The 19630-nt window shown below is 60.1% G+C and carries 20 protein-coding genes and 3 pseudogenes; 8 read left to right on the forward strand and 15 right to left on the reverse strand.

The genetic code is table 11. The annotated features are described in order from the left end of the window. Positions 1-34 precede the first annotated feature (34 nt). Positions 35-853 carry an alpha/beta hydrolase gene (locus OXH60_00375; GenBank protein MDE0710577.1) on the forward strand — a complete coding sequence of 273 codons (819 nt, stop codon included), beginning with the start codon at positions 35-37 and terminating at the stop codon, positions 851-853. 437 nt (positions 854-1290) lie between these two features. On the opposite strand, the gene OXH60_00380 is transcribed toward OXH60_00375, so the two are convergent. Beyond that, positions 1291-1773: an RT0821/Lpp0805 family surface protein gene (locus OXH60_00380; protein MDE0710578.1), complete on the reverse strand. Its 483-nt coding sequence runs from the start codon at positions 1771-1773 to the stop codon at positions 1291-1293. Between the two features lie 600 nt (positions 1774-2373). Between OXH60_00380 and OXH60_00385 the strand changes: the two genes are divergently transcribed. Together OXH60_00385 and OXH60_00390 are read left to right on the forward strand one after the other, a co-directional pair. Further along, entirely contained in the window at positions 2374-2802 is a 429-nt protein-coding gene (locus OXH60_00385; GenBank protein MDE0710579.1) for a transposase, read from the forward strand. Positions 2803-2837: 35 nt separating this feature from the next. Continuing rightward, positions 2838-2992 (forward strand): annotated as a pseudogene (locus OXH60_00390) (DNA starvation/stationary phase protection protein). A gap of 47 nt (positions 2993-3039) precedes the next feature. On the opposite strand, the gene OXH60_00395 reads toward OXH60_00390, so the two are convergent. Continuing rightward, on the reverse strand, positions 3040-3369 hold the full coding sequence (locus tag OXH60_00395; GenBank protein MDE0710580.1) for a hypothetical protein: 330 nt from the start codon (positions 3367-3369) through the stop codon (positions 3040-3042). 3 nt (positions 3370-3372) lie between these two features. Continuing rightward, entirely contained in the window at positions 3373-3909 is a 537-nt protein-coding gene (locus tag OXH60_00400) for an alpha/beta hydrolase (GenBank protein ID MDE0710581.1), read from the reverse strand. Between the two features lie 497 nt (positions 3910-4406). On the opposite strand from OXH60_00400, the pseudogene OXH60_00405 reads away from it, so the two are divergent. The 4 genes and pseudogenes from OXH60_00405 (at position 4407) to OXH60_00420 (ending at position 7466) form a co-directional block, all read left to right on the forward strand. Then, positions 4407-5705, forward strand: a pseudogene (locus OXH60_00405) (FAD-binding oxidoreductase). Beyond that, on the forward strand, positions 5702-6667 hold the full coding sequence (locus tag OXH60_00410) for a lytic murein transglycosylase (GenBank protein MDE0710582.1): 966 nt from the start codon (positions 5702-5704) through the stop codon (positions 6665-6667). Before OXH60_00405 ends, OXH60_00410 begins: the two are co-directional and overlap by 4 nt. Before the next feature lie 211 nt (positions 6668-6878). Further along, a pseudogene (locus tag OXH60_00415) lies at positions 6879-7166 on the forward strand (septal ring lytic transglycosylase RlpA family protein). A gap of 72 nt (positions 7167-7238) precedes the next feature. Then, positions 7239-7466: an SPOR domain-containing protein gene (locus OXH60_00420; GenBank protein MDE0710583.1), complete on the forward strand. Its 228-nt coding sequence runs from the start codon at positions 7239-7241 to the stop codon at positions 7464-7466. Between the two features lie 472 nt (positions 7467-7938). Here the strand turns inward: OXH60_00420 and OXH60_00425 are convergent, their stop codons facing one another. From OXH60_00425 to OXH60_00445, 5 genes are all read right to left on the reverse strand, one after another. Then, positions 7939-9117, reverse strand: a complete 1179-nt coding sequence (locus tag OXH60_00425; protein MDE0710584.1) for a hypothetical protein — start codon at positions 9115-9117, stop codon at positions 7939-7941. Positions 9118-9864: 747 nt separating this feature from the next. After that, complete coding sequence (locus OXH60_00430; protein ID MDE0710585.1) at positions 9865-10440, reverse strand: hypothetical protein; 576 nt, start codon at positions 10438-10440, stop codon at positions 9865-9867. A 34-nt stretch (positions 10441-10474) separates the two neighbouring features. After that, entirely contained in the window at positions 10475-11803 is a 1329-nt protein-coding gene (locus OXH60_00435; GenBank protein ID MDE0710586.1) for an ATP-binding protein, read from the reverse strand. Then, positions 11803-12504 carry a response regulator transcription factor gene (locus tag OXH60_00440; GenBank protein MDE0710587.1) on the reverse strand — a complete coding sequence of 234 codons (702 nt, stop codon included), beginning with the start codon at positions 12502-12504 and terminating at the stop codon, positions 11803-11805. Before OXH60_00440 ends, OXH60_00435 begins: the two co-directional genes overlap by 1 nt. Further along, entirely contained in the window at positions 12501-12965 is a 465-nt protein-coding gene (locus OXH60_00445) for a MarR family transcriptional regulator (GenBank protein MDE0710588.1), read from the reverse strand. The genes OXH60_00440 and OXH60_00445 overlap by 4 nt, the downstream gene beginning before the upstream one ends. 78 nt (positions 12966-13043) lie before the next feature. Between OXH60_00445 and OXH60_00450 the strand changes: the two genes are divergently transcribed. Continuing rightward, the gene (locus OXH60_00450; protein MDE0710589.1) at positions 13044-13913 is read left to right on the forward strand and encodes a branched-chain amino acid aminotransferase; all 870 of its coding nucleotides are present in this window, start codon (positions 13044-13046) and stop codon (positions 13911-13913) included. A gap of 26 nt (positions 13914-13939) precedes the next feature. On the opposite strand, the gene OXH60_00455 is transcribed toward OXH60_00450, so the two are convergent. The 7 genes from OXH60_00455 to OXH60_00485 all read right to left on the reverse strand — a co-directional run bounded on the left by OXH60_00455 (position 13940) and on the right by OXH60_00485 (position 19630). Further along, positions 13940-14407: a molybdenum cofactor biosynthesis protein MoaE gene (locus OXH60_00455; protein ID MDE0710590.1), complete on the reverse strand. Its 468-nt coding sequence runs from the start codon at positions 14405-14407 to the stop codon at positions 13940-13942. Between the two features lie 4 nt (positions 14408-14411). Further along, entirely contained in the window at positions 14412-14663 is a 252-nt protein-coding gene (gene moaD, locus OXH60_00460) for a molybdopterin converting factor subunit 1 (GenBank protein MDE0710591.1), read from the reverse strand. Between the two features lie 10 nt (positions 14664-14673). Continuing rightward, positions 14674-15546, reverse strand: a complete 873-nt coding sequence (locus OXH60_00465; protein MDE0710592.1) for a pirin family protein — start codon at positions 15544-15546, stop codon at positions 14674-14676. Between the two features lie 146 nt (positions 15547-15692). Further along, positions 15693-16256: a CDP-diacylglycerol--glycerol-3-phosphate 3-phosphatidyltransferase gene (gene pgsA, locus OXH60_00470; protein ID MDE0710593.1), complete on the reverse strand. Its 564-nt coding sequence runs from the start codon at positions 16254-16256 to the stop codon at positions 15693-15695. Next, on the reverse strand, positions 16249-18174 hold the full coding sequence (gene uvrC, locus OXH60_00475) for an excinuclease ABC subunit UvrC (GenBank protein MDE0710594.1): 1926 nt from the start codon (positions 18172-18174) through the stop codon (positions 16249-16251). Before uvrC ends, pgsA begins: the two co-directional genes overlap by 8 nt. A 336-nt stretch (positions 18175-18510) precedes the next feature. Continuing rightward, complete coding sequence (locus tag OXH60_00480; protein MDE0710595.1) at positions 18511-18864, reverse strand: dihydroneopterin aldolase; 354 nt, start codon at positions 18862-18864, stop codon at positions 18511-18513. Continuing rightward, complete coding sequence (locus tag OXH60_00485) at positions 18857-19630, reverse strand: SDR family oxidoreductase (protein ID MDE0710596.1); 774 nt, start codon at positions 19628-19630, stop codon at positions 18857-18859. The genes OXH60_00480 and OXH60_00485 overlap by 8 nt, the downstream gene beginning before the upstream one ends.

Consider the following 19630-nt stretch of genomic DNA (forward strand, 5'->3'; position numbering starts at 1 on the left):
ACAGCAGACAGCTTGACCCGGAGCAGTACTTGTCGTGTCAGCTCGGTTCGATGATGTTGTACAGCACGTTGTGGCGGCAGGCCATCGTCTCGAATACTTCTGGACCCGTGAACGCAGGAACCGTGAGCCGGTCCTGATCTTTCTGCACGAAGGCCTTGGATCGGCAGCGCTTTGGCGAGACTTTCCGACGCAGCTGGCAAGGGCAACCGGACTTCCCGGGTTGGTCTACTCGCGGTACGGCCACGGTGCCTCGGATGTCCTCGAGGATGGCCGCGCTGTCACCTACATGCACGATGAAGCGCTCATGAGCCTGCCCGAGCTTCGCAACGAACTGGCCCTCGATGATGTGATCCTGGTAGGGCACAGTGACGGCGCCTCAATCGCGCTGATTCATGCAGCTGCGGCGGATTTGCCCGTGCGCTCTGTGATCCTCGAGGCTCCCCACGTCGTTGTTGAGGATCTCACGATCGCGAGCATCGAGCACGCGGCCGAGGCCTACATGAACTCTGCCCTGGCAGATCGGATCGCGCGGCATCATGCTGATGGAGCCAAGACCTTCTTTGGCTGGAATCGCATCTGGCTGGATCCGGCGTTTCGAAGCTGGAGCATTGAGGAGCATTTGCCGAACGTCCGGTGCCCGGTGCTCGTGGTCCAGGGGATGGATGATGAGTACGGAACCCTGCTGCAGGTTGATCGCATCGTGCAACGATGTTCAGGTCCGGTACAAACGTTCGTACTACCGGATTGTCGCCATGCGCCGCACCGCGATCATCCAGAAACGGTACTTGGACGCATGACGAAGTTCATCGAGCAGAGCCTTCAGCCGGCCGTGCGGACAGAAGTCTCCGGCTAGCACACCCCAGAAAGTTTCGGTCAGGTGCGTAAGGAAGTCTCGCTTCGTGCTGACGAGACCGAACCGCGGATGGAGCACGTCGGTGAGAAAGCGCTTCAAGATGGAGATCAGTGGATCAGTGTAAGTGGTATCTCTTCTCGATTACAAAGTCAGCGCTATTATAACACGTTACCGTGTACCTATAAACATTTTGTGAGGAAGTGATATCGCATCAGCGGCTGCTGTAGAGAAACCACGCCCGTCTACGAACACCGACGAATGGCCGTTCGAACCCCGCTTCCGTCAGTGTTACCATCGGTGGTACCCGGCACCGTGCCTTGGGACTCGCCGCATCGGGTCCGTACACGCCATCTTCGATGCACCGCTACGGTAGACGACGGCCAAGAGGCTGTCCGTGCTCATGTGTCGGGTCATGGACCCGACACACGCCCCGGTGCTTACATAGGTTGAATTTGCCAGGTTCCGTCGGGGTTCCGGCAGGCCCGGCCCACGCCGGTGTGAAGCTCACCGCCGATCACGATTTCCTGGACAAACTCACGGCAGTAGGTGTCACCGACCAGTACTGCAGGCCGTGGTGTAACCGTGCCTGAGTTTCCGGAATCCGGATTTGACCAAGCAACGGCTGAGCCACTCGGGGAGTGCTCAAGCGCGTTCTGGGCTGTCCGTTCCGCGTAGAGCTGGTCGGCCTTGTCGAGGCTTGCGCCGATCTCGCCGCCTAGCGCTGCGCCAATGAGTGTGCCGACTCCGACAGCAACAAGCTTCCCGTCGCCGTCGCCAATCTGCGAGCCAGCGAGACCGCCAGCGATGGCGCCCGCCAACGTTCCGAACTCCTGCTTCGGACCACCGGACTGGCAGCCCGCCAACCCGACCGTGAGGGCAAGCAGCAAGATGGAGCTACAAGAGACGAGCTTGGTGTTCATGGTAGGGGTTCCTTGCAGTAGTGCGCGGGCTCGCCCGCAAACCAGACGGCGTACGTGCCAACATGGTCAATTCTAGAATGTAGGGCGAAAATTTTGGGACTTATATCGAAAGGTCGACGTTCGGTCTTCCTCCAATATCTGCTTTCCCGTCAAGACATTGTGCATTGGCGGGAGCGAAATTAGCACGAGCCCGTCGCTCAGGCGAGCGGCGTCGGCGTTGGCCAATTCGCTGCCCCGTCAATATCACCGCACTGCGGGTTGGCACGGCATCATGGAGCGGCGGACAAAGCGAGCTGGGTGAAAACCAATCTGCATCCCACAGGGGGTCCTCCCGCAGACGAAGTTCATTCACGCTGGACATGGGCGGGCGGCCCGGTGTGGCGAAGTGCTTTCCTCCTACGTCAATCCCTATGGCTAATCCTCAGAAATTTCGTCGTTTGTCCAGACAGGTCTGAGCAGCGGCTTGAGGCCCGGAAGCGGCGGTATCAGCGCCGCCTCGCCCGGCAGCGCCGCGGCTCGAGACGGCGCGAGCGCACCCGGCGACGGCCGGCGCGCACGCAGCGGCGGATCGCGCAACGGCACCGCGACTGGCAGCACCAGGTGAGCCGGTCGCTGGCCAAGGGCACGGTGGTGATCGAGGCATGGCGGACGCGCGCGATGACCGCGTCGGCGAAGGCCACGGCGGCGACGCCCGGCCGGCATGTCCGGCAGGAGGCCGGCCTGAACCGCGGGATCCTGGCGACCGGCTGGAGCGGTCTCCGGACGACGCTCGCGTACAAGGCGCCGCGGCTGGTTGCGGTGGACCCGGCCCACACCTGCCGGACCTGCGCCGCGTGTGGCCATGCGGACGCGGCCTCGCGCCGCACCCAGGCGAGTTTCGAGTGCGTGGCCTGCGGCCACGGGGATCACGCGGAACTGAACGCGGCCCGCAACATCCCGCGTCGGGGATTGGCGCTGATGCACGGCGAGGGGCGATCGCATTCAGCGACCTCGTCGATCCGTGAAACGGATCGACGGCTGGCGGCGTAAGCTGTCAAGTATTCGATATAAGTCCCATTGCGAACTTGCTGGCCGGGCATGAAACCGTTGCCCGCACTACGCGGGAGGCGTTTCCCGTCGCGATTCTGGGTGGCAATAAACCTACTGCCGCTCTGCTGACCCAGCGCGTGGAAGTGCACGAAAAACCGCCTGGATGCTCCGGAGCATGCTCGGCGATTGAACCTCCACATGAACCCCGGTGGCGTAGTCACATCGAAGCGTTAGCCACTAGAAGTCGAGCCGTTGCAGCATTTTGGTAACCAGGGAGTGGTTCGAATCGGACAGAATTTCGAGAAAGCTGAAATGGTTGCAGCCCTCTGCGGTGACGAATTCGACGGGGATATCGTGGTCGCGGAGAAGCGCCTCGAACGCGCGTGATTGTTCCACCCAGCCGGAGGGTTCGGCTTCGCCAGCGGCGACCAGAGTGGGCCAAGTGTGATGTGGAGTGCGCTGCAGCACATCGTTCCGCGCGGCTTCAACAGCATCCAGGCCGATTTCTTCGTTGATCGGTAGTGTGCGTGCAACTGCGGGTTCGTAAATCCCGGAAATCGCGAACACCCCCTAGACCTGTTCCGGGCGCATCACTTCCGGCGGAAATGTTTCCGTCATCATCATGCTGGCGAGATGGGCGCCTGCCGAATGGCCGTACAGGAAGATCCGGTTTGGGTCTCCGCCATAGCTGTCGGCATGCCGCGCCGCCCAGATCAGACCCGCACGTATTTCGTTGGCGATTGTGCTCACGGTCACATCCGGGCAAAGGTCGTAGTTGAGGTTGAGAAACACTGCGCCAGCGTCGACGAAGGGGAGCGCCAGATGCGTGTGGTCGTCCTTGTCCAGGGCGCGCCAGTAACCGCCGTGAATAAACACCACCAGCGGGGCGCCCTGGTCGCCTGACGGGCCCTTGAGGATGTCGACCGTCTGCTTTGCCCCGGATCCGTATCGCACGTCGAAGTGTGAATCGCCGGCCAGCCGTTCCCGGGCCGCTGCCGCGGCCGTCGCCGCATTTTCGAGGTAGGAGTCTGCAGACGGAACTGCAATACGAGGATTGAAGTGAGCTTCGCGCTCCTGCAGCGTCAAGGTTCTCCAAGTGGTTTTCATCGCGATCCTCTCCGCTATCGTCCGGTGGCTTGCGGTCTTGCGGGCCGCGGCGCCGGACCAGAAACTGCCAACTGCGCGGCTTCACTTGCCGGCGGCGATTTCCATACTAAGGGGGCCTTTCGCGGCGCCAAGGCGTTCAGAGAACGCATTTCTGAAGTGTGTCCGATCCGCTTTCGGAGATTGGGATCAACAGGATGTCTGAGCGCCGCTACAAGTTTTGGGGCTGGGGGTACGAGGATCAAATCCCAGAGGCCGGAGAAGTCGCAGCCACGGTTGCAAGAGTGTCCGAACTTACCCGGGTCAGTCCCGGAACGGAGATGCGGTGGCCCACGCTTGATTGCGTAACGCTGCCTGACCCGCGAATTCAACCGCCGTCTGTTCTTGTCAGCATTGCGTCTACCGACACGCATGCTCGGGCCGCGCACACGTACGGAAAGTCGTTCCCGGACTATGTCCGGGCGTTTGATCACGACTTCAAATGTGCTCCGGATCTCGTCATGTGGCCGCGAAACGAACACGATGTAGTTGCCATTCTGGACTGGGCCTCCGACGCCGATGTGGCAGTCATCCCCTTTGGCGGAGGATCGAGCGTGGTCGGAGGAGTGGAGCCTGCCGTGGGCGAAAGGTTCGCCGGCACGGTCAGCATGGACTTGCGGAAACTCAACCGCGTGACCGACGTGGATACCGCAGCCCGTGCTGCCTGTATCGAAGCGGGCGCTCTCGGGCCCGTGCTGGAACGACAACTCAAGCCGCATGGTCTGACCCTTCGGCACTTTCCGCAATCTTTTGAGTTCTCGACACTGGGAGGCTGGATCGCGACCAGGTCCGGCGGCCATTTTGCGACATTGCAGACCCATATCGAGGATTCCATTGAATCACTTCGGGTCGTATCCCCGCGCGGAACGTTGGAAACTCGTCGGTTGCCAGGTTCGGGAGCAGGGCCCAGCCCCGATCGTCTCTTCGCTGGATCGGAGGGGGCACTTGGCGTCATTACGTCTGCATGGATGCGCGTGCTGCCGCGGCCCGTTTATCGACGAAGCGCCGCCGTATGGTTCGAACAGTTCCCGGATGCGGCCAACGCTGCCCAGGGAGTGGTTCAGGCGGGCTTGTGGCCGGCGAATTGCCGCGTGATCGACGCGGAAGAAGCGCGGCTCACAGGCGTCGGTAACGGCAGTCGTCATCTGCTGGTACTGGGATTTGAGAGCGCGAACCATCGGGTTGATGCATGGATGGAAGAGGCACTCCAGTGCGCCGCTGAATTCGGTGGGATCTCCGACGAGAGCAGTAGGGACGCCCCTAACCGAAGTGGCGCGGCGAGTACCTGGTGAGAAGCCTTCATGGGCGCGCCCTTCGTTCGAGAGACATTGATTGCCCATGGATTTATCGTGGATGCGGTCGAAACGGCGATTACGTGGGACCAGTTTCCGAAATTGCACCGCGCGGTCAGAGACAGCATTGGAGACGCAATTCTTCGGGTAACCGGTGCGCCGGGACATGTCACTTGCCGGTTCACGCATGTCTATGCCGACGGTCCCGCACCGTACTTCACGTTCCACGCGAAAGCGCCGAACGGCGGTGCCATCCAAGCCTGGCAAACGATCAAGGCAGCGGCCAGCGAAGCAATATTGGCTGCGGGCGGGACGATCACGCATCATCATGCGGTGGGGCGCGATCACCTGCCGTGGTACACGAAACAGCGTCCAGCACTCTTCGGATGCGCACTCGCGGCAGCGAAGAAGGAACTGGACCCGGCCGGAATTCTCAATCCCGGTGTGTTAATCGGGCTCAACTCATGAAGTTCGCGCTGTCCGCCGCCGCCGCGGCATTCCTGTTGACCAGCCCCGTGGCTGCGGAGCCCTTTGTTGACTGGCTCGACGGCGTGCGCTCCGAAGCATTGGCCAACGGGGTAGGGCGGTCAGTATTGGATGCTGCTCTCCGAGATCTGGAGGGCCCGCTCCCGCGTGTGCTGGAGCTCGACCGCAAGCAGTGGAAAAGGGACGTAACCCTCGATTGGTACCTCAATCGGGTGATCAGTGACGAGCGTGTCGACAGAGGGCGCGAAATGGGTCGGCGTTACCGAAACCTCTTGACGCAGGTCAGCGAGACATACGGGGTTCAGCCGCGTTTCATTCTGGCAATTTGGGGTATCGAGACCCACTATGGGAAGATCACCGGAGGGTTTCCGGTGCTGGGCGCACTGGCGACACTCGCCTTTGACGGCCGACGGCAGGAGTTCTTTCGAGGCGAGCTCCTGGAAGCCCTCAGCATCATGGAGCGGGAACGCATGGAACCTGCTTCCATGCTCGGATCATGGGCCGGCGCGATGGGACAAAGCCAATTCATGCCCACAAGCTTCAGCAACTTTGCACAGGACTACGATGGCGACGGGCGTCGGGATATCTGGACGACGGAAGCTGATGTTTTCGCGTCCATTGCGCATTACCTCAAGCGTCACGGCTGGCGGGATGACATCACGTGGGGAAGGGGGGTCAAACTTCCCTCGGGCTTTGATCCTGATTTGATTGGTCTCGACGTTACTCGCACGATTCCCGAATGGCAGACGCTGGGTGTTCGGCGGGTCAACGGAACCGACCTTCCTTCCCGGGCCTTGGTGGCGTCCGTGGTGGCCCCGGATTACCCGCACGGAGATGCATTCCTCGTATACGAGAACTTCCGAGTTACGCTGACGTACAACCGGTCGAGCTTCTATGCGACTGCCGTGGGAATCCTTTCGGACCGAATCGCCCGGGGGCTCTGAGATGCGTCTTGCAGCGGCTTTCACCATGTTCGTGTGCGCTGCGCTGTTGATGTCAGCGTGCAGCAAGCCTGCTCCCGTGGTGATGCGGCAGGGGATCCCGCAGAGCACGCCGCAGGACACGCCGCAAGTGTCCAGCAGCGGCGGAATCTACAAGGTTGGAGCGCCCTATACCGTTGCAGGTCGAAGGTACACACCCAAGGTTCAGCCGAACTATCGAGCTGAGGGGCTTGCCTCGTGGTACGGACCAAAGTTCCACGGCAAACGGACAGCCAACGGCGAGATCTTTGATCAGTACGCCCTGACTGCCGCGCACAAGACCTTGCCGTTGCCCAGCAAGGTGCGGGTTACCAATCTCGACAACGGTCGCCAGCTCGTGGTGAGGGTCAATGACCGAGGGCCGTTCGTTGGAGATCGCATCATCGATCTCTCTCGCCGGTCAGCCCAGTTGCTTGGCGTGGAGAAAGTCGGGGTGGCCCCGGTTCGCCTTGAGCTGATCGACAGCGGTCCGCATCTCCTGACGGAGCCGCTACAGCGGGAGCAGGAGGCACATGAACCCGTGATGCCGGCCAGGATGGGTCGCGTATACGTCCAGGTGGGCGCTTTTCGACTTCCCGACAATGCCCAGCGGCTTGCCTGGAAGTTGTCGGAGTTTGGTGACCCCAGCATCCACACGAGCACGAATCGCCTGTGGCACCGCGTGCGATTCGGACCGTTCTCATCTGCCCAGGAGGCGGACGTGTTCGTCCAGAAGCTGGAGCGTGCGGGGTATCTTCCGAATGTGGTGGTCCAGGTCCGATAACGGTCTGTCATGCGTCGAGATGGGGCCCGGCACTTGTTGCCGGTGTAATGACTGCCTGGTCCCATTTAGCTCGGGTGATTTCTGTTCGCGGAGCGGCGAGACAATTGGGCTCATGACACGCACTCAACGCCTTTGCACTCCCCGTGCTCGTGCCGGGAGGCGGTCGATTCGATCCTCCGTTGATCAGGCGGTTTGCCGGACGTCCTTCATGGGGTGTTGGGGAGAACGTTCCCGTCGGGGACCCGCAGCAGGTGACAAGACATGCGTCCGCCAACTTCTGGCTCATGCTCGCCCGCCGATATCCGCTTTGGACTCCGCAACGAACGCAGTGGGCCATGCGGCACTCGAGTACTTGCCGCCGGGTTCATCTGGTTGGGTAGGCGAGCCGACCTCGACAACCCTGATGGCACGGACTCCAATCGTTTCCGGAACTCGCCCCCTTAGACCTTGCATCCACGGGGTTTGGGCGTGATCACTTGAACAAGTTGAAGTAATAGCGGACGTTGATATTGAACCGCTTCTCCCAGTCGGTGTCTGCGTTGGCGCCAAAGTCGCCACTTTGTCCGACGAACCAGTTGCCGTCGGAGAACCCGAGGTCGGTGTATACGTACACACCACCCCAGTACCACGAGGCGCCGATTGTCCACAATGAACTGTTGTTGAATTCGTCGTTTGCCTTCAGAATCGAACTCCATTCGACGTATGGTGTAACGCTATCGAGCCACGACAACTCTGACGCATCAATGCCGCCGTACCGAAGCGAAACGGAGGGAATCCACCCCTCAGACGCGATCAGGTCGGTGTAGTCATATGCACCAACGAGGATGAGGTCGCCGGTTTCCCAAGGCGTATCATCGGTGATGTCGTACTTGTAATACGACAGTTGAGAAACAAGCTTCAGGTCACCGAAGGAGGTCGTTCCGTGTACAGAGGCAGCGAAATGATTGGCACCGCTGTCGTCGATGTTTGTCCCTTCGAGCTGTCCGTACTGGAGGGACGCTCCAATGTCTCCGCCGCCGGCCATCGGGTAAACAACCCGTACATTTAACTGTCCGTTTTCTTTGAAGCCAGCCTCACCGATGTCTTCGTAAATCCTGGTTACGGGATCGTAATTGTACCGGGAGCTGTCGAGGCTTTCGCCGTCCCAGTGTCCCTCATCCCGAAAGAAGTAGGCGAGGTCAATGTCCAGGCCGCCGACGGACGTCGTCCATCTGACTCCAAGATCCATGTCATCGATGAGCCCGACGTAAAAGTGCTGGTCGAAGTACCAACTCGACGACACTCCGTAGTCGCCGGGGCCGAAGGGGACACGCACGATACCGGCCCGAACCGTACCAAAGTCGTCCGTTTGATACCCCAGCCATGCCGTGTGCATCATGCTGTAACCGTCGTACCACCGGTACTCCACCCTGCCGATGAGGCCGTTGTGGTTGAGGTCTGCGTTGAGGCGGAAAATCTCTAGATCCACGTCCCCAAGGTTTTCGCCTCGGCGGCCGTCGTAGTCGCCATACACCCAGTTCACTCCCAGCGCGCCGCCAATACTGACGGGACTGTCTTGGGCCGTCGCGTAACGGGGCGGGATCAGGAGGAGGGCAAGGCCTAGTGCGATGATTCCGATGGGTGGTATGGCGTCTCGCGTCAGTTTCTGCATGTCGTCAATCGCCTTGTTGGTCGAAATGCCTGGGAATCAGGCGCCTTTGCCATCCTACGAGAGGCGTGAACTATCGTTAGCTTGGTGGTCGCGGCCGAATATCCACTCCACGTAAAGGTGACACCGTATGACCTTATCGCGCCACTACTGCTAGGACAACCCGATTCGCCGGGCCCAATCATCCCCAGTCGTTTCTGCAGGCGGGTCGACTGTCCGTCTCGGAGGTAGCTCATCTTGCGTGACCCCCAGGAAGTTGTTGGCAGTCTCACCGGACGGGCTTCGGGGGAGGCAGTAGGGCTGACGGCGTTGCGGCCGCATTGGCTGCAACAGCTTCCGCCCACAAGCCGCTCTTGCGCGTGCCGCCGGGACCGCCCCTAGGTGCTCCTTTGCGCTGCTGTGATTGCTTAGCCGGTGGCAAGTTCCCGGACGCGTGCGAGGACGCGCTATCGCATGAGCGGGGTGGCATCCAACGCTGGGGCCGGCAGGCCGATGGGCCCTGAGGGATGGCGCGCGCTGCGACGTATGGAAACGATCCGGCGAACCTTGTGAGCGTTCTGCGGACGGCAATATGAATTCCAATATGAAAAACAGAACAACTGCTTAAGTGATTATAGTGAGAAACATCAGCAATTGTCATAATCCTCATTATGCGCAAATAAGATGCGTCTGAAGCCGCCCTCTTTCGGCGACGGAGACATCCCTGCTCCTTCCCAACCCGGCGCTCGGGATGGTCCCGAACTCGTTTGCTCACAACCCATAGACGGCTTCTGCAGCGAACACGAACAGTGCTTCGATAGCCAAGCAGGTTCCAATGGTCGCGCGGGCCAGGACGCCCCGGTAGGTCCTCCAAAGCCAAATGAAGAGCCCTGCGCAGAGCAGGAATTCCGCGGGAGCCAGCACCGCGGCCCCGTAACGAACATCCCAGTAAGAGAACGGACTCATGTACGTCCACTCGGAAAACGGCCAGAACGGCGGATGACCATCGCCTGCATGGAGTGGTATGTCCGTGAGCACATGCAGAATCGCGGCCCCCGCGAAGGCAACAGCCCACCAGTGCCTCGTCAGGAGCCCAAAGGCTGCGCATGCGAGGAAAATCGGGATCGAGTTCGAGATCGCAAAGATTTCTTGCCAGAATTCCGAGAAATAGTCCGTACCAAAGATCTGCTGACCTGTTCGACCCACCACCCACCCCTGCCAAAGCACCATTGCGATGATGGTGGCATCGGGAAGGAAAGCGCCGGCGAAAGCCGCAGCGTTTCTGGACTTCATGCCGGGCCGACCGCAGGCTGCGAGTCCCATGAGCAGATGCGCGGGCGTATTCATTCGTTTGTCGCCAAGACGATCGGCGTTAACGGAGCTACAGCGGGATTCGGAACAGGGCGCGCAATCCCCCTGCAGGCGAGTCTGCTAGCTCGATTTCGCCGCCGTGACTTCGAGCAATGTCCCGGGCAATCGTGAGCCCAAGGCCCGTACCTCCAGACATCCTCCCGTTGTCGAGCTGCCGGAACGGTTTGAAGGCTTCTTCACGATGTTCGGCAGGAATGCCTGGTCCGTCGTCATCAATCACGATATGGGCACCGTCCTTTTGTTGCGTCAGGCTGACTTCCAGCAGATGCCCTTGCCGCAATGCATTTTCTACGAGATTGGTGATGGCCCGACGGACTGCTCCTGCCCGAACCCGCGCACGTACTGGCTCGCACCGACTGAGTTCGATGCGGCCGCAACCATCGTCCAATCGCGCGACGACGTTGCGCAACAGTTCTGCCAGGTCGACGTTATCAGGGGCCTCCTCCCCTTCTCCCTGCGCAAATGCGAGATACGATTCAATCATGAATTCCATCTCGTCGAGATCGGCTTTCATGCTGTTCCGGTCTTCGGTGTCACCCAGCAGTTCCAGCTGTAGACGAAGCCGTGTGACGAGAGTCCGCAAGTCGTGGCTTACGCCCGCCAGAAACTCGGTGCGTTGTTCGATTTGAGCCTGGATCCGGTCCCGCATTGTCAGGAATTCCTGTGCCACTCTCCGGACCTCCGTGGCACCTCGAACAACAAGGGGGGCGCGCGTATCTCCACGACCGAAGCGTTCAGCTGCTCTGGCAACAGCGCGAAGGGGAAGGACCTGTTGCCGCAAGAAATAGACGGCCAGCACGAACGCGAGAACCGAGCTCACGATCATCAGAGAGATAAAGATATTGGTCGTGGAACTCGACACATGCTCGATCGGCGCGACGACGGTCAGAACACCTGAAGGAAGCCCCACTTGTACCTCCACAGCGTCATCATGCGATCGGGTGTCATACCGGTATGAATAATCGAGCCTTCTGCCGAGCATTCGTTCCAGCGCATAGTCCAGGTAGCTGTCAGCCGGGTGCAGGCGGCCCGAGTCCAACGTTACGCCGGGCTCGAAGTGAAGTCGGATGTTGAAAGCCTCTTGACTTTGGCTGATGACCGCGTGGGCCTGTTCGGGGGCATTGGCGATCTGTTTGCTGATCGAGTTGAGCTGATTGGCGAACTGGTATGCGAGCTGGCGCCCGACTTCCTCCCAGTGTTCTTCGTAAAAGATTGCCGCAAGGAGCAGTTGCAGGAGTACCAAGGGCACGGCGACGATGACAAGGGCCCGTCCAAAGAACCCTCGTGGCAGTACCCGCCGTACTTCCAGACTAGGCCGCTCAAATGGCAAGAGCTTCATCAGGGGCTCGCGCGAAGCGCATAACCGGTGCCACGAATTGAGATGATGTGACGAGCTGAGCGGGCGTTCTCACCGAGCTTCCGGCGAAGACGGTTAATGCAGACATCGACGCTCCGCTCCCCAAGTGAGCTCTCGTGCCCCAGTTTGTCGCGCCTTACCGGTTTGCCAAGGGCCCTGGCCAAATGCACCAGCACTTCACCCTCACGCGCGGTGAGCATGACCGGTCCCGAACGATTCCAAAGGCGACGGCGTTCAAGGTCAAAACGGTACTCGCCGAAATGCACCCATCCTGGAGGGGTGTCCGATTTGACGCGGCGCAGGAGGCTGGCGACACGTAACGAAAGCTCGTGCGGATCGAACGGCTTCCCCATGTAATCGTCCGCTCCCGCTTCCAGTCCCTCTATCCGGTGCCTGGTTTCTTTCCGTGCGGTCAGAAACAGGATGGGCACGTTACCCATCGTCCGCAGCGAACGCGCGAAGGTGAGCCCGTCTTCGCCCGGCATGCTTACGTCAAGCACGATCAGGTCATAGGCTATTCCCTTCAGGCGTTCCTTTGCTTCGCTGGCATTTCGAGCGACATCAACGAGATACCCCTGCCCGGAAAGATACCGCTGCAAGAGATTTCGCAACCGAGAATCATCGTCAACGACAAGCAACCTGGAATCGATTGATCTGGTCTTGGCTTGCAGCGAACCACTCACAGCGTCGTTCCAATCCGTTCCCGGTCATCCGGCTCCATGAGCGCTTCGAGAAACGCATGAACCGCAGCGCTGCCGCTTGGGCCAGCATGCTGCAAGGCAGATTCAATTCGTGCTCGTTGCGCATGCAGCAAGGACAGCTCAAGTGCGCGCCCAGCGTCGGTTAGGGTCAGAATGCCCCGTCGTCCGTCAGTTGGATCCCGCCGCCGTTCGACCAGTCTTGCCTCCATGAGTTCGCGCAGCACCCTGGTCAGAGCCTGTTTGGTGATTCCTAGCGTCGCCAGCAACTCGTGCACGGGAATGCTTCCGGCCCGCTCAATGAAATAGAGCGCTCGATGGTGCGCGCGGCCGAGGCCGCGACTTGCCAGGACGCGATCCGCATCGCCGGTAAATGCGCGATAGCCGAAGAAAAGGCGTTCTGCGATTGCACGTGTAGCGGAGTCCGACATAAATGCGTCAGCCATGTTGACGTTTCTAGCGGTAAGGTACTACGATGCGGTCCTTTCCGGAACGGTACCAGCGGTTCCTGTGGGGCACCTCCCATGATTGAAGATTATGGCCGACTGCCCGGACAGCTCTGGCTCGACGGCAAACTGCTGCCTTGGGGTGACGCGCAGCTTCACGTGCTCAGCCACGCCTTGCATTACGCCAGTTCCGTGTTTGAAGGCGAGAGGGCTTACGGCGGGAAAATCTTTAAGGAGCAGGAGCACACGGATCGCTTGATCCACTCCGCCACCACACTGGGGATGGAGTTCCCCTGCTCTGGAGAGGAACTCAGCCAGGCCCGGCACGCTGTGCTTGAGGCCAACGGAATCGTCGATGGGTACGTCCGGCCGGTGGTGTGGCGCGGCAGTGAAATGATGGGGATTTCAGCCCAACGCAACACCATCCATATCGCAGTGGCTGCATGGGAATGGCCGTCCTATTTCTCGCCGGAAGCCCGTTTGAAGGGGATCCGCTTGGCGCTTGCTGACTGGCGGCGTCCGTCCCCCGAAACCGCGCCCGTAAACACAAAGGCCGCCGGGCTCTACATGACGTGTACGCTTGCCAAGCACGCCGCCGAGCGTGACGGCTACGACGACGCACTGATGCTTGATCATCGGGGGCGGGTTGCGGAAACCACGGGCGCCAACATTTTTTTTGTGCGGGATGGTGTCATTCACACACCGGTGCCGGACTGCTTTTTGGATGGAATTACCCGTCGCACGGCTATCGGGATCGCCAAGGCAAATGGAATCGAGGTAATCGAGGAAGTGATCATGCCCGAAGAAATCAGTCGGGCGGAGGAGGTTTTTGTGACCGGTACTGCAGCCGAGGTCACGCCGGTGTCAGTAATCGGCGAGCACACCTACAAGCCGGGCAAAATCTGCCGGCTGATGATTGAAGAGTATGCCAAGCTGACATGCGGCTGACTTCGAAGACGGCCGATCGAATGGTATCAGCTGATTGACGGTTCAACCTGCCACTTCGCCGCAGCGACGTCGTCTCGAGCCTGGGCCTGCACCCAACGTTCACCATCCTCGGTTTCTTCGCGTTTCCAGAAAGGAGCCTTGGTCTTCAGCCAGTCGATCAGAAACTGGCAACTCTCCAGGGCTGCCTGCCGGTGGCGAGCGGCCGTTACCACGAGCACGATGCGGTCCCCAGGTACCATGCGACCGTATCGGTGGACGATGAGACTCGCGCACAGGTCCCAGCGCTGGTTCGCCTCCTGTTCGATGGCCGCGAGCATGCGCTCAGTCATGCCGGGGTAGTGCTCCAGGGTCATCGCCCGCAGCGCTGGACCGTTCTCGGGATCGTCCCGGACCACTCCGATAAAGCTCGCCACGCCGCCGATTGCGGTGTGCCCATCCAACAGTTGGTCGATTTCAGCCCCCGGTTCGAAATCGCCGCCCTGAACACGAATCACTACATCATCCCCCGGTCATGGGCGGGAAGAAAGCTACTTCATCACCCGTGGCTATCGGATGGGCAAACGAGACGTGCTCGTGATTGACAGCTGCCCGGAGGACTTCGCTGTCCCGGAACGCTTCAGCATGTTCCTTGCTTTGGGTGGCAAGCCACAGCGCGAGCTCGCCCACCGTGGTCACCGTGTCCGGTGGATTCACGTGCTCCCGGGCCGTCCCAACGCGGTCACGCACCCACGCGAAATAGAGTACTTCCACGGAACGCGCTCTAGCCTGCCAGTCGGCCACGGCGAAAATCTTCTTGGGCAGCATGAACTTCCGACAGCGTGTTCATAACAAACCCGCCGCTGCGCGCAACCGTCTCACGAAGCGGTCGTCCGGAGACTAACAGGAACCGGGCTCCGTCTGCTCCTGCTGACACGCGAAGCTCCGTACCGTGGGAAAGTACCGCGAACGTCTCGCCGCCGAGTGGATGCACGCTCAGATCGTCGCCAGGAAACTCGAGTGAACCATTGATCATGTAGATGAACGCGTTGTGATCACTCGGGACTGGTTCCACGACCGCAGCCCCAGCGCCCAAGTCAAAGTCAAAGTAGCGTGGTTCGGTCAGCGGCTGGCGGACCGGTCCGGTGGTACCCCTCCCCGTTGTGCCCGCAATCACCTTGACCGTTACTTGACTCCCTCTTTCTTCAACCGGGATTTCATCAGAGTCAAACTCTTGGTAACTGGCATCTGTCATCTTGTGGGATCTCGGCAGATTTACCCAGAGTTGAAAGCCGGCCACCGAACCTGCGGTGGTTTCCGGCATTTCCGAATGCACCACGCCGCGGCCAGCGGTCATCCACTGCACGCCCCCGGACTGCAACAAGCTTTCGTGTCCAGCGCTGTCGACGTGCCGGATCTGGCCCGCGAGCAAGTACGTTACGGTCTCGAACCCACGATGCGGATGCGGCGGAACCCCCGCACTCCGGCCCTCTTGAGGGTTCACTGAGAACACATCTAGCAGCAGGAACGGGTCGACCATGTCGAGTTCCGGAACGCCGATCAGGCGTCTGACTTCAATCCCGTCGCCCTCGGTTTCGGCGCGACCAGAGAACACGGTGCGCGGGATGCGGTACTTGGGCGTAACTCGTTCCAGCATCATTCCTCGCGATGGCCAGTTGCGATGGCGTCAAGGCTAGGGACCGCGTGCTTTTCATGGTTTGCAGAAGTGCGGACTTGCGCGCTCCAGCATTCTAGAAGGCGGTCCAATGGGATCCCAATGCTCGTGTGGCGCAGGCGCGGGCGTCAAGTCCGATCCGAGTTCAGGGCACGGACGAAGCGCAATGTGTAGAGACTGCCACTCCAGATGCTAAGTGCAACGCTGCTCCACAGGAGCCCCAATCCGGCGGTGATAAGCCATTCGGCCGTCGCTATGGCCGGCGCCAGCAAAATCGTGCTCAGGGCAAGAAACTGCAATGCTGTCTTGGCTTTGGCAACCGGTGAGACCGCCAAGGCTCCCCTGCCCTCTTCCATTTGCCGCAAGCCGCCCACCAGGAAGTCGCGGGCAATCAAGACTGCTGCGGCCAGCGCCGGAACGCGTCCATCTGCAGCCAGCATGATCAGTGCCGCGGCATGCATGACCTTGTCCGCAACCGGATCTAGGATCGCCCCGAGCTCGGTCACCATGTTCAGGCGTCGGGCGATCCATCCATCCAGTGCATCACTGATGCCTGCGATGACGAATATGCTGCCGGCTCCCCAAATCCCCCAGGGCCCAGGCAGATAGAAGCACGCAACGAAAGGGACTACCAGCACGATACGTGCACAGGTCACGAGCAGGGCCGCATTCAACGTGTTGGCTTCAGACATCGCTAGAGAAATGATCGTGGATGGTGCGGGCCACTGTTGCACTGATGCCTTCTACCTGCAGCAATTCGGCGAATGTCGCATCTCGAATTGCCCGAAGCGAGCCGAAATGCAAGATCAGCGCCCGCTTGCGGCGCGGCCCGATACCTGGCAATTGATCCAGCTCCGACTGGATTCCGGCGCGCAGCCGGCGAGCACGATGTCCTTCGATCGCGAACCGATGCGCTTCGTCGCGAAGTCGCTGCAGGAAATACAGTACCGGGTCATCCGTGGCTAGCGAGATCGGGCGCTCAAAACCAGCGTAGAAGAGCTCCCGTCCTGCATTGCGGTCCGGCCCCTTGGCAACGCCGACGACCGCAGGCCCGCGGCTTCCGACTTCTGCCAACGCCCCGACCGCGGCACTGCGATGACCTGCGCCTCCGTCAATCAGAACGAGGTCCGGCCATTGGCCCTTGCTCCGGTCTGGATCCTCGCGCTGGAGCCTCTTAAAGCGCCTCAGCAGTACTTCCCTCATCATCGCGTAGTCATCACTTGGGTCGGCATTTCGGACATTGAACCGGCGATAGGAGGCTTTCGCAAAGCCATCCGGTCCGGCGACGATCATTGCGCCCACCGGGTGCGTTCCCTGCAGATGACTGTTGTCGAAGACCTCAACGCGGCGTGGTGCGTGCGGCAAACCGAAAACCTCCACCAAGGCATCCAGCAGTTCCAGCTGATTGGAACGTTCGGAGATGCGGCGAGCCAATGCGGCTTTCGCGTTGTCTTCGCCGGCGCGCACTGCCTGTCGTTTATCGCCTCGTTGCGGGACAAGGATTGCAACACGCCGCCCCACCTTGATGGAAAGCGCCTCTGCCAACAGTTCCATGTCCGGAACCTTGTCGTTGAGCAGCAGGGTCTTCGGCGGTGCCTGGGTGTCATAAAACTGTGAAATGAAGGCCCCCAGCACCGTGGCAGGAGGAATCTCCTTGCCATGCATCGGGAAATGCGTGCGATTGCCAAAGTTGCTGCCGCCGCGGAAAAAGAACACTTGGACGGCAATCTGCCCGCCCTGTTCTGCAACGGCGAAAACGTCCGCATCGCCCACATGTTGCAAATCGCCGCCGCGAGCAGTCTGAATCGTATTCAATGCCTGGATCCGATCTCGCAGGACCGCGGCACGTTCGAACTCTAGATCGGCACTGGCACGATCCATTGCGGAGCGTAGGGATGCCTGAACTTCCTTACCGCCGCCGCCCAGGAAACGCCTCAGCTGTTCGACGAAGCCGGCATACTCGGAATCTCCCACCCTCCCGACGCAAGGGGCGGAACAGCGGCGGATCTGATATTGGAGACAGGGTCGGTCACGCGCCTCAAATTCCCTATCGGTACAAGTGCGCAACGGAAAGGCGCGCTGGAGGGCGTTCAAGGTTACGTTGACAGCTCGGACAGAGGCAAATGGCCCGAAATAGTGTCCGTCCCTTCGCTTGCGTCCTCGATGTTTCAGGAGTTGCGGCCATGCGTGATCTGTACGAAGGTGGATGTAAGGATAAGATTTGTCATCCCGCAAGAGGATGTTGTATCGAGGCCGAAGCTTCTTGATTCGATTGGCCTCTAGCAATAACGCCTCGGCTTCGTGTTCCGTCACTGTGAACTCGATATGTCTGACCTGTGCGATCATCCGCCGAAGACGGATCGGCAAACGCTGGACTGACGAGTACGTAGCCACCCGGTTCCGCAGCACACGTGCCTTCCCCACGTACAGCACTTCCCGGTCTGCCGCTTCCATCTGGTAGACGCCGGGTCGGGCGGGGAGTGAGCGCGCCGCGGCGCGCACCACTTCCGCTCCGATCTGCAGGTCGCTTTGCCCGCTTCCATTCGGGCTGGCGTCAGATGGACCGGATGGATTCAAGTGTTTCAAAGGACCAGGTGTTCGCGGTTCCATGCCTGACTTTGACTTGCCGAAAGCGAGCGATCAACCGCTCCCCTCGATTTAATGCTGAACTGGTATTGTGGAAAACCCTGTGGAAAAACTCACCGTGGCCCGCTCAATCGCTTGTGTCTAATGGATAAACTGCTTGGAAAGCGCGATTCTCAAGTACGCTCATGAGATTCTAACTGATTGAATTACAAAACTTATCCGCTATTCCCAATTCTCCATCAAGCTGCGACTGCCGAATTGGTGTCTCCGGTTGGTCAGTCGCAGCACGAAACATACTTCTTGTGAATAAAACGCCTGCAACTACAGGTTGGTAGCGCTTGCATCTTGGACGATGAGCCTTCAACGAGTCTGCCGTACCCTTACCCCCAACGCGGCTGCATTGGGGAGCACGTCCGGTTTTAGCACCGTGACATTGACGCTGACTGCTCCGTCAAAACTGAGGCAGCAGGTGGCGACACGGTCGGCAAGTGTCTCGACCAACTGGATATGGCCGGCTGCCGCCAGGCGTCGGATGGCCGCTACCACGTCCTCGTAACTGACGACCTGTTTGAGGTCGTCACCATGTCGATTGGGTTTGACCTCCAGCTCGACGTCAACAAGGACACGCTGCACGCTGCTGCGTTCGTGCCGATGAACGCCAATCAGGCATTCGACTTCCAAACCCTGAACAAGAAGTGTGCGGGAATCAGCCACGGACCGGCTCATCTGGAGCGGGGTGAAGCCACCCAAGATGCTGGCCTCCGTCCGGTGCGATCATCTGCCCGGTAACTGATTTCGCGCCGACCAAGTAGACCAGCGCGTCAGAAATATCTTCCGGCGAAGGGCCAGGCGACAAAGGCAGTCGGTTGCGTGTGGCATGGAAGCCGGCCTCTCCTTCGGACTGGCTGGACAGCGTCGGCCCGGGGCCGATCGCATTGACACGAATTCGCGGGGCCAATTCCAGGGCAAGGATGCGGGTTGCGGCCCAGAGGCCTGCTCGGCTCACACTGTATGAAAGGTAGTGCGGTGTCACGGTCCAAACTCTGGGGTCCAGCAGATTGACGATCAGGCCAGATGTGGATGCAGGCAGCAGGTCTGCAAACACACGGCTAAGTACCATGGGAGCCCTGAGGTTTAGCTCGAGATGATCGTCCCAGGACGTCCGAGTTCCGGTAAGCAGTGTGTCGTGGGCAAAATGCGAAGCATTGTTGACCAAGATCGTACAAGGACCAAGCTGTTGCGTTGCCGCCCGCAATAGCTGTTGTGCAGCTTCGTCCGATCGCAAGTCCGCAGAGAACGCGTGGGCTACGCCTCCGCTATCTGTTATCTCCTTGACGAGTCTTGCCGCCGCATTTCCTGAGCGCATGTGATGTATCGCGACCGGGTATCCAAGCCGTGCAAGCGCCCTCACCAATGCTGCGCCGATGCGGCGGCCTCCCCCGGTCACCAAGGCCATTCCTCGTCCAGAATCGCTGCCCAT

This window comes from Rhodospirillales bacterium (assembly GCA_028824295.1).
Lineage (GTDB): Bacteria > Pseudomonadota > Alphaproteobacteria > TMED109 > TMED109 > VXPW01.

Coding starts and splice junctions, on each gene's coding strand:
- OXH60_00380 (MDE0710578.1), bottom strand. CDS start 1,773: ATGAACACCAAGCTCGTCTCTTGTAGCTCCATCTTGCTGCTTGCCCTC.
- OXH60_00400 (MDE0710581.1), bottom strand. CDS start 3,909: ATGAAAACCACTTGGAGAACCTTGACGCTGCAGGAGCGCGAAGCTCAC.
- OXH60_00410 (MDE0710582.1), top strand. CDS start 5,702: ATGAAGTTCGCGCTGTCCGCCGCCGCCGCGGCATTCCTGTTGACCAGC.
- OXH60_00420 (MDE0710583.1), top strand. CDS start 7,239: ATGGGTCGCGTATACGTCCAGGTGGGCGCTTTTCGACTTCCCGACAAT.
- OXH60_00425 (MDE0710584.1), bottom strand. CDS start 9,117: ATGCAGAAACTGACGCGAGACGCCATACCACCCATCGGAATCATCGCA.
- OXH60_00430 (MDE0710585.1), bottom strand. CDS start 10,440: ATGAATACGCCCGCGCATCTGCTCATGGGACTCGCAGCCTGCGGTCGG.
- OXH60_00435 (MDE0710586.1), bottom strand. CDS start 11,803: ATGAAGCTCTTGCCATTTGAGCGGCCTAGTCTGGAAGTACGGCGGGTA.
- OXH60_00445 (MDE0710588.1), bottom strand. CDS start 12,965: ATGGCTGACGCATTTATGTCGGACTCCGCTACACGTGCAATCGCAGAA.
- OXH60_00450 (MDE0710589.1), top strand. CDS start 13,044: ATGATTGAAGATTATGGCCGACTGCCCGGACAGCTCTGGCTCGACGGC.
- OXH60_00465 (MDE0710592.1), bottom strand. CDS start 15,546: ATGCTGGAACGAGTTACGCCCAAGTACCGCATCCCGCGCACCGTGTTC.
- pgsA (MDE0710593.1), bottom strand. CDS start 16,256: ATGTCTGAAGCCAACACGTTGAATGCGGCCCTGCTCGTGACCTGTGCA.
- uvrC (MDE0710594.1), bottom strand. CDS start 18,174: ATGGAACCGCGAACACCTGGTCCTTTGAAACACTTGAATCCATCCGGT.
- OXH60_00485 (MDE0710596.1), bottom strand. CDS start 19,630: ATGGGCAGCGATTCTGGACGAGGAATGGCCTTGGTGACCGGGGGAGGC.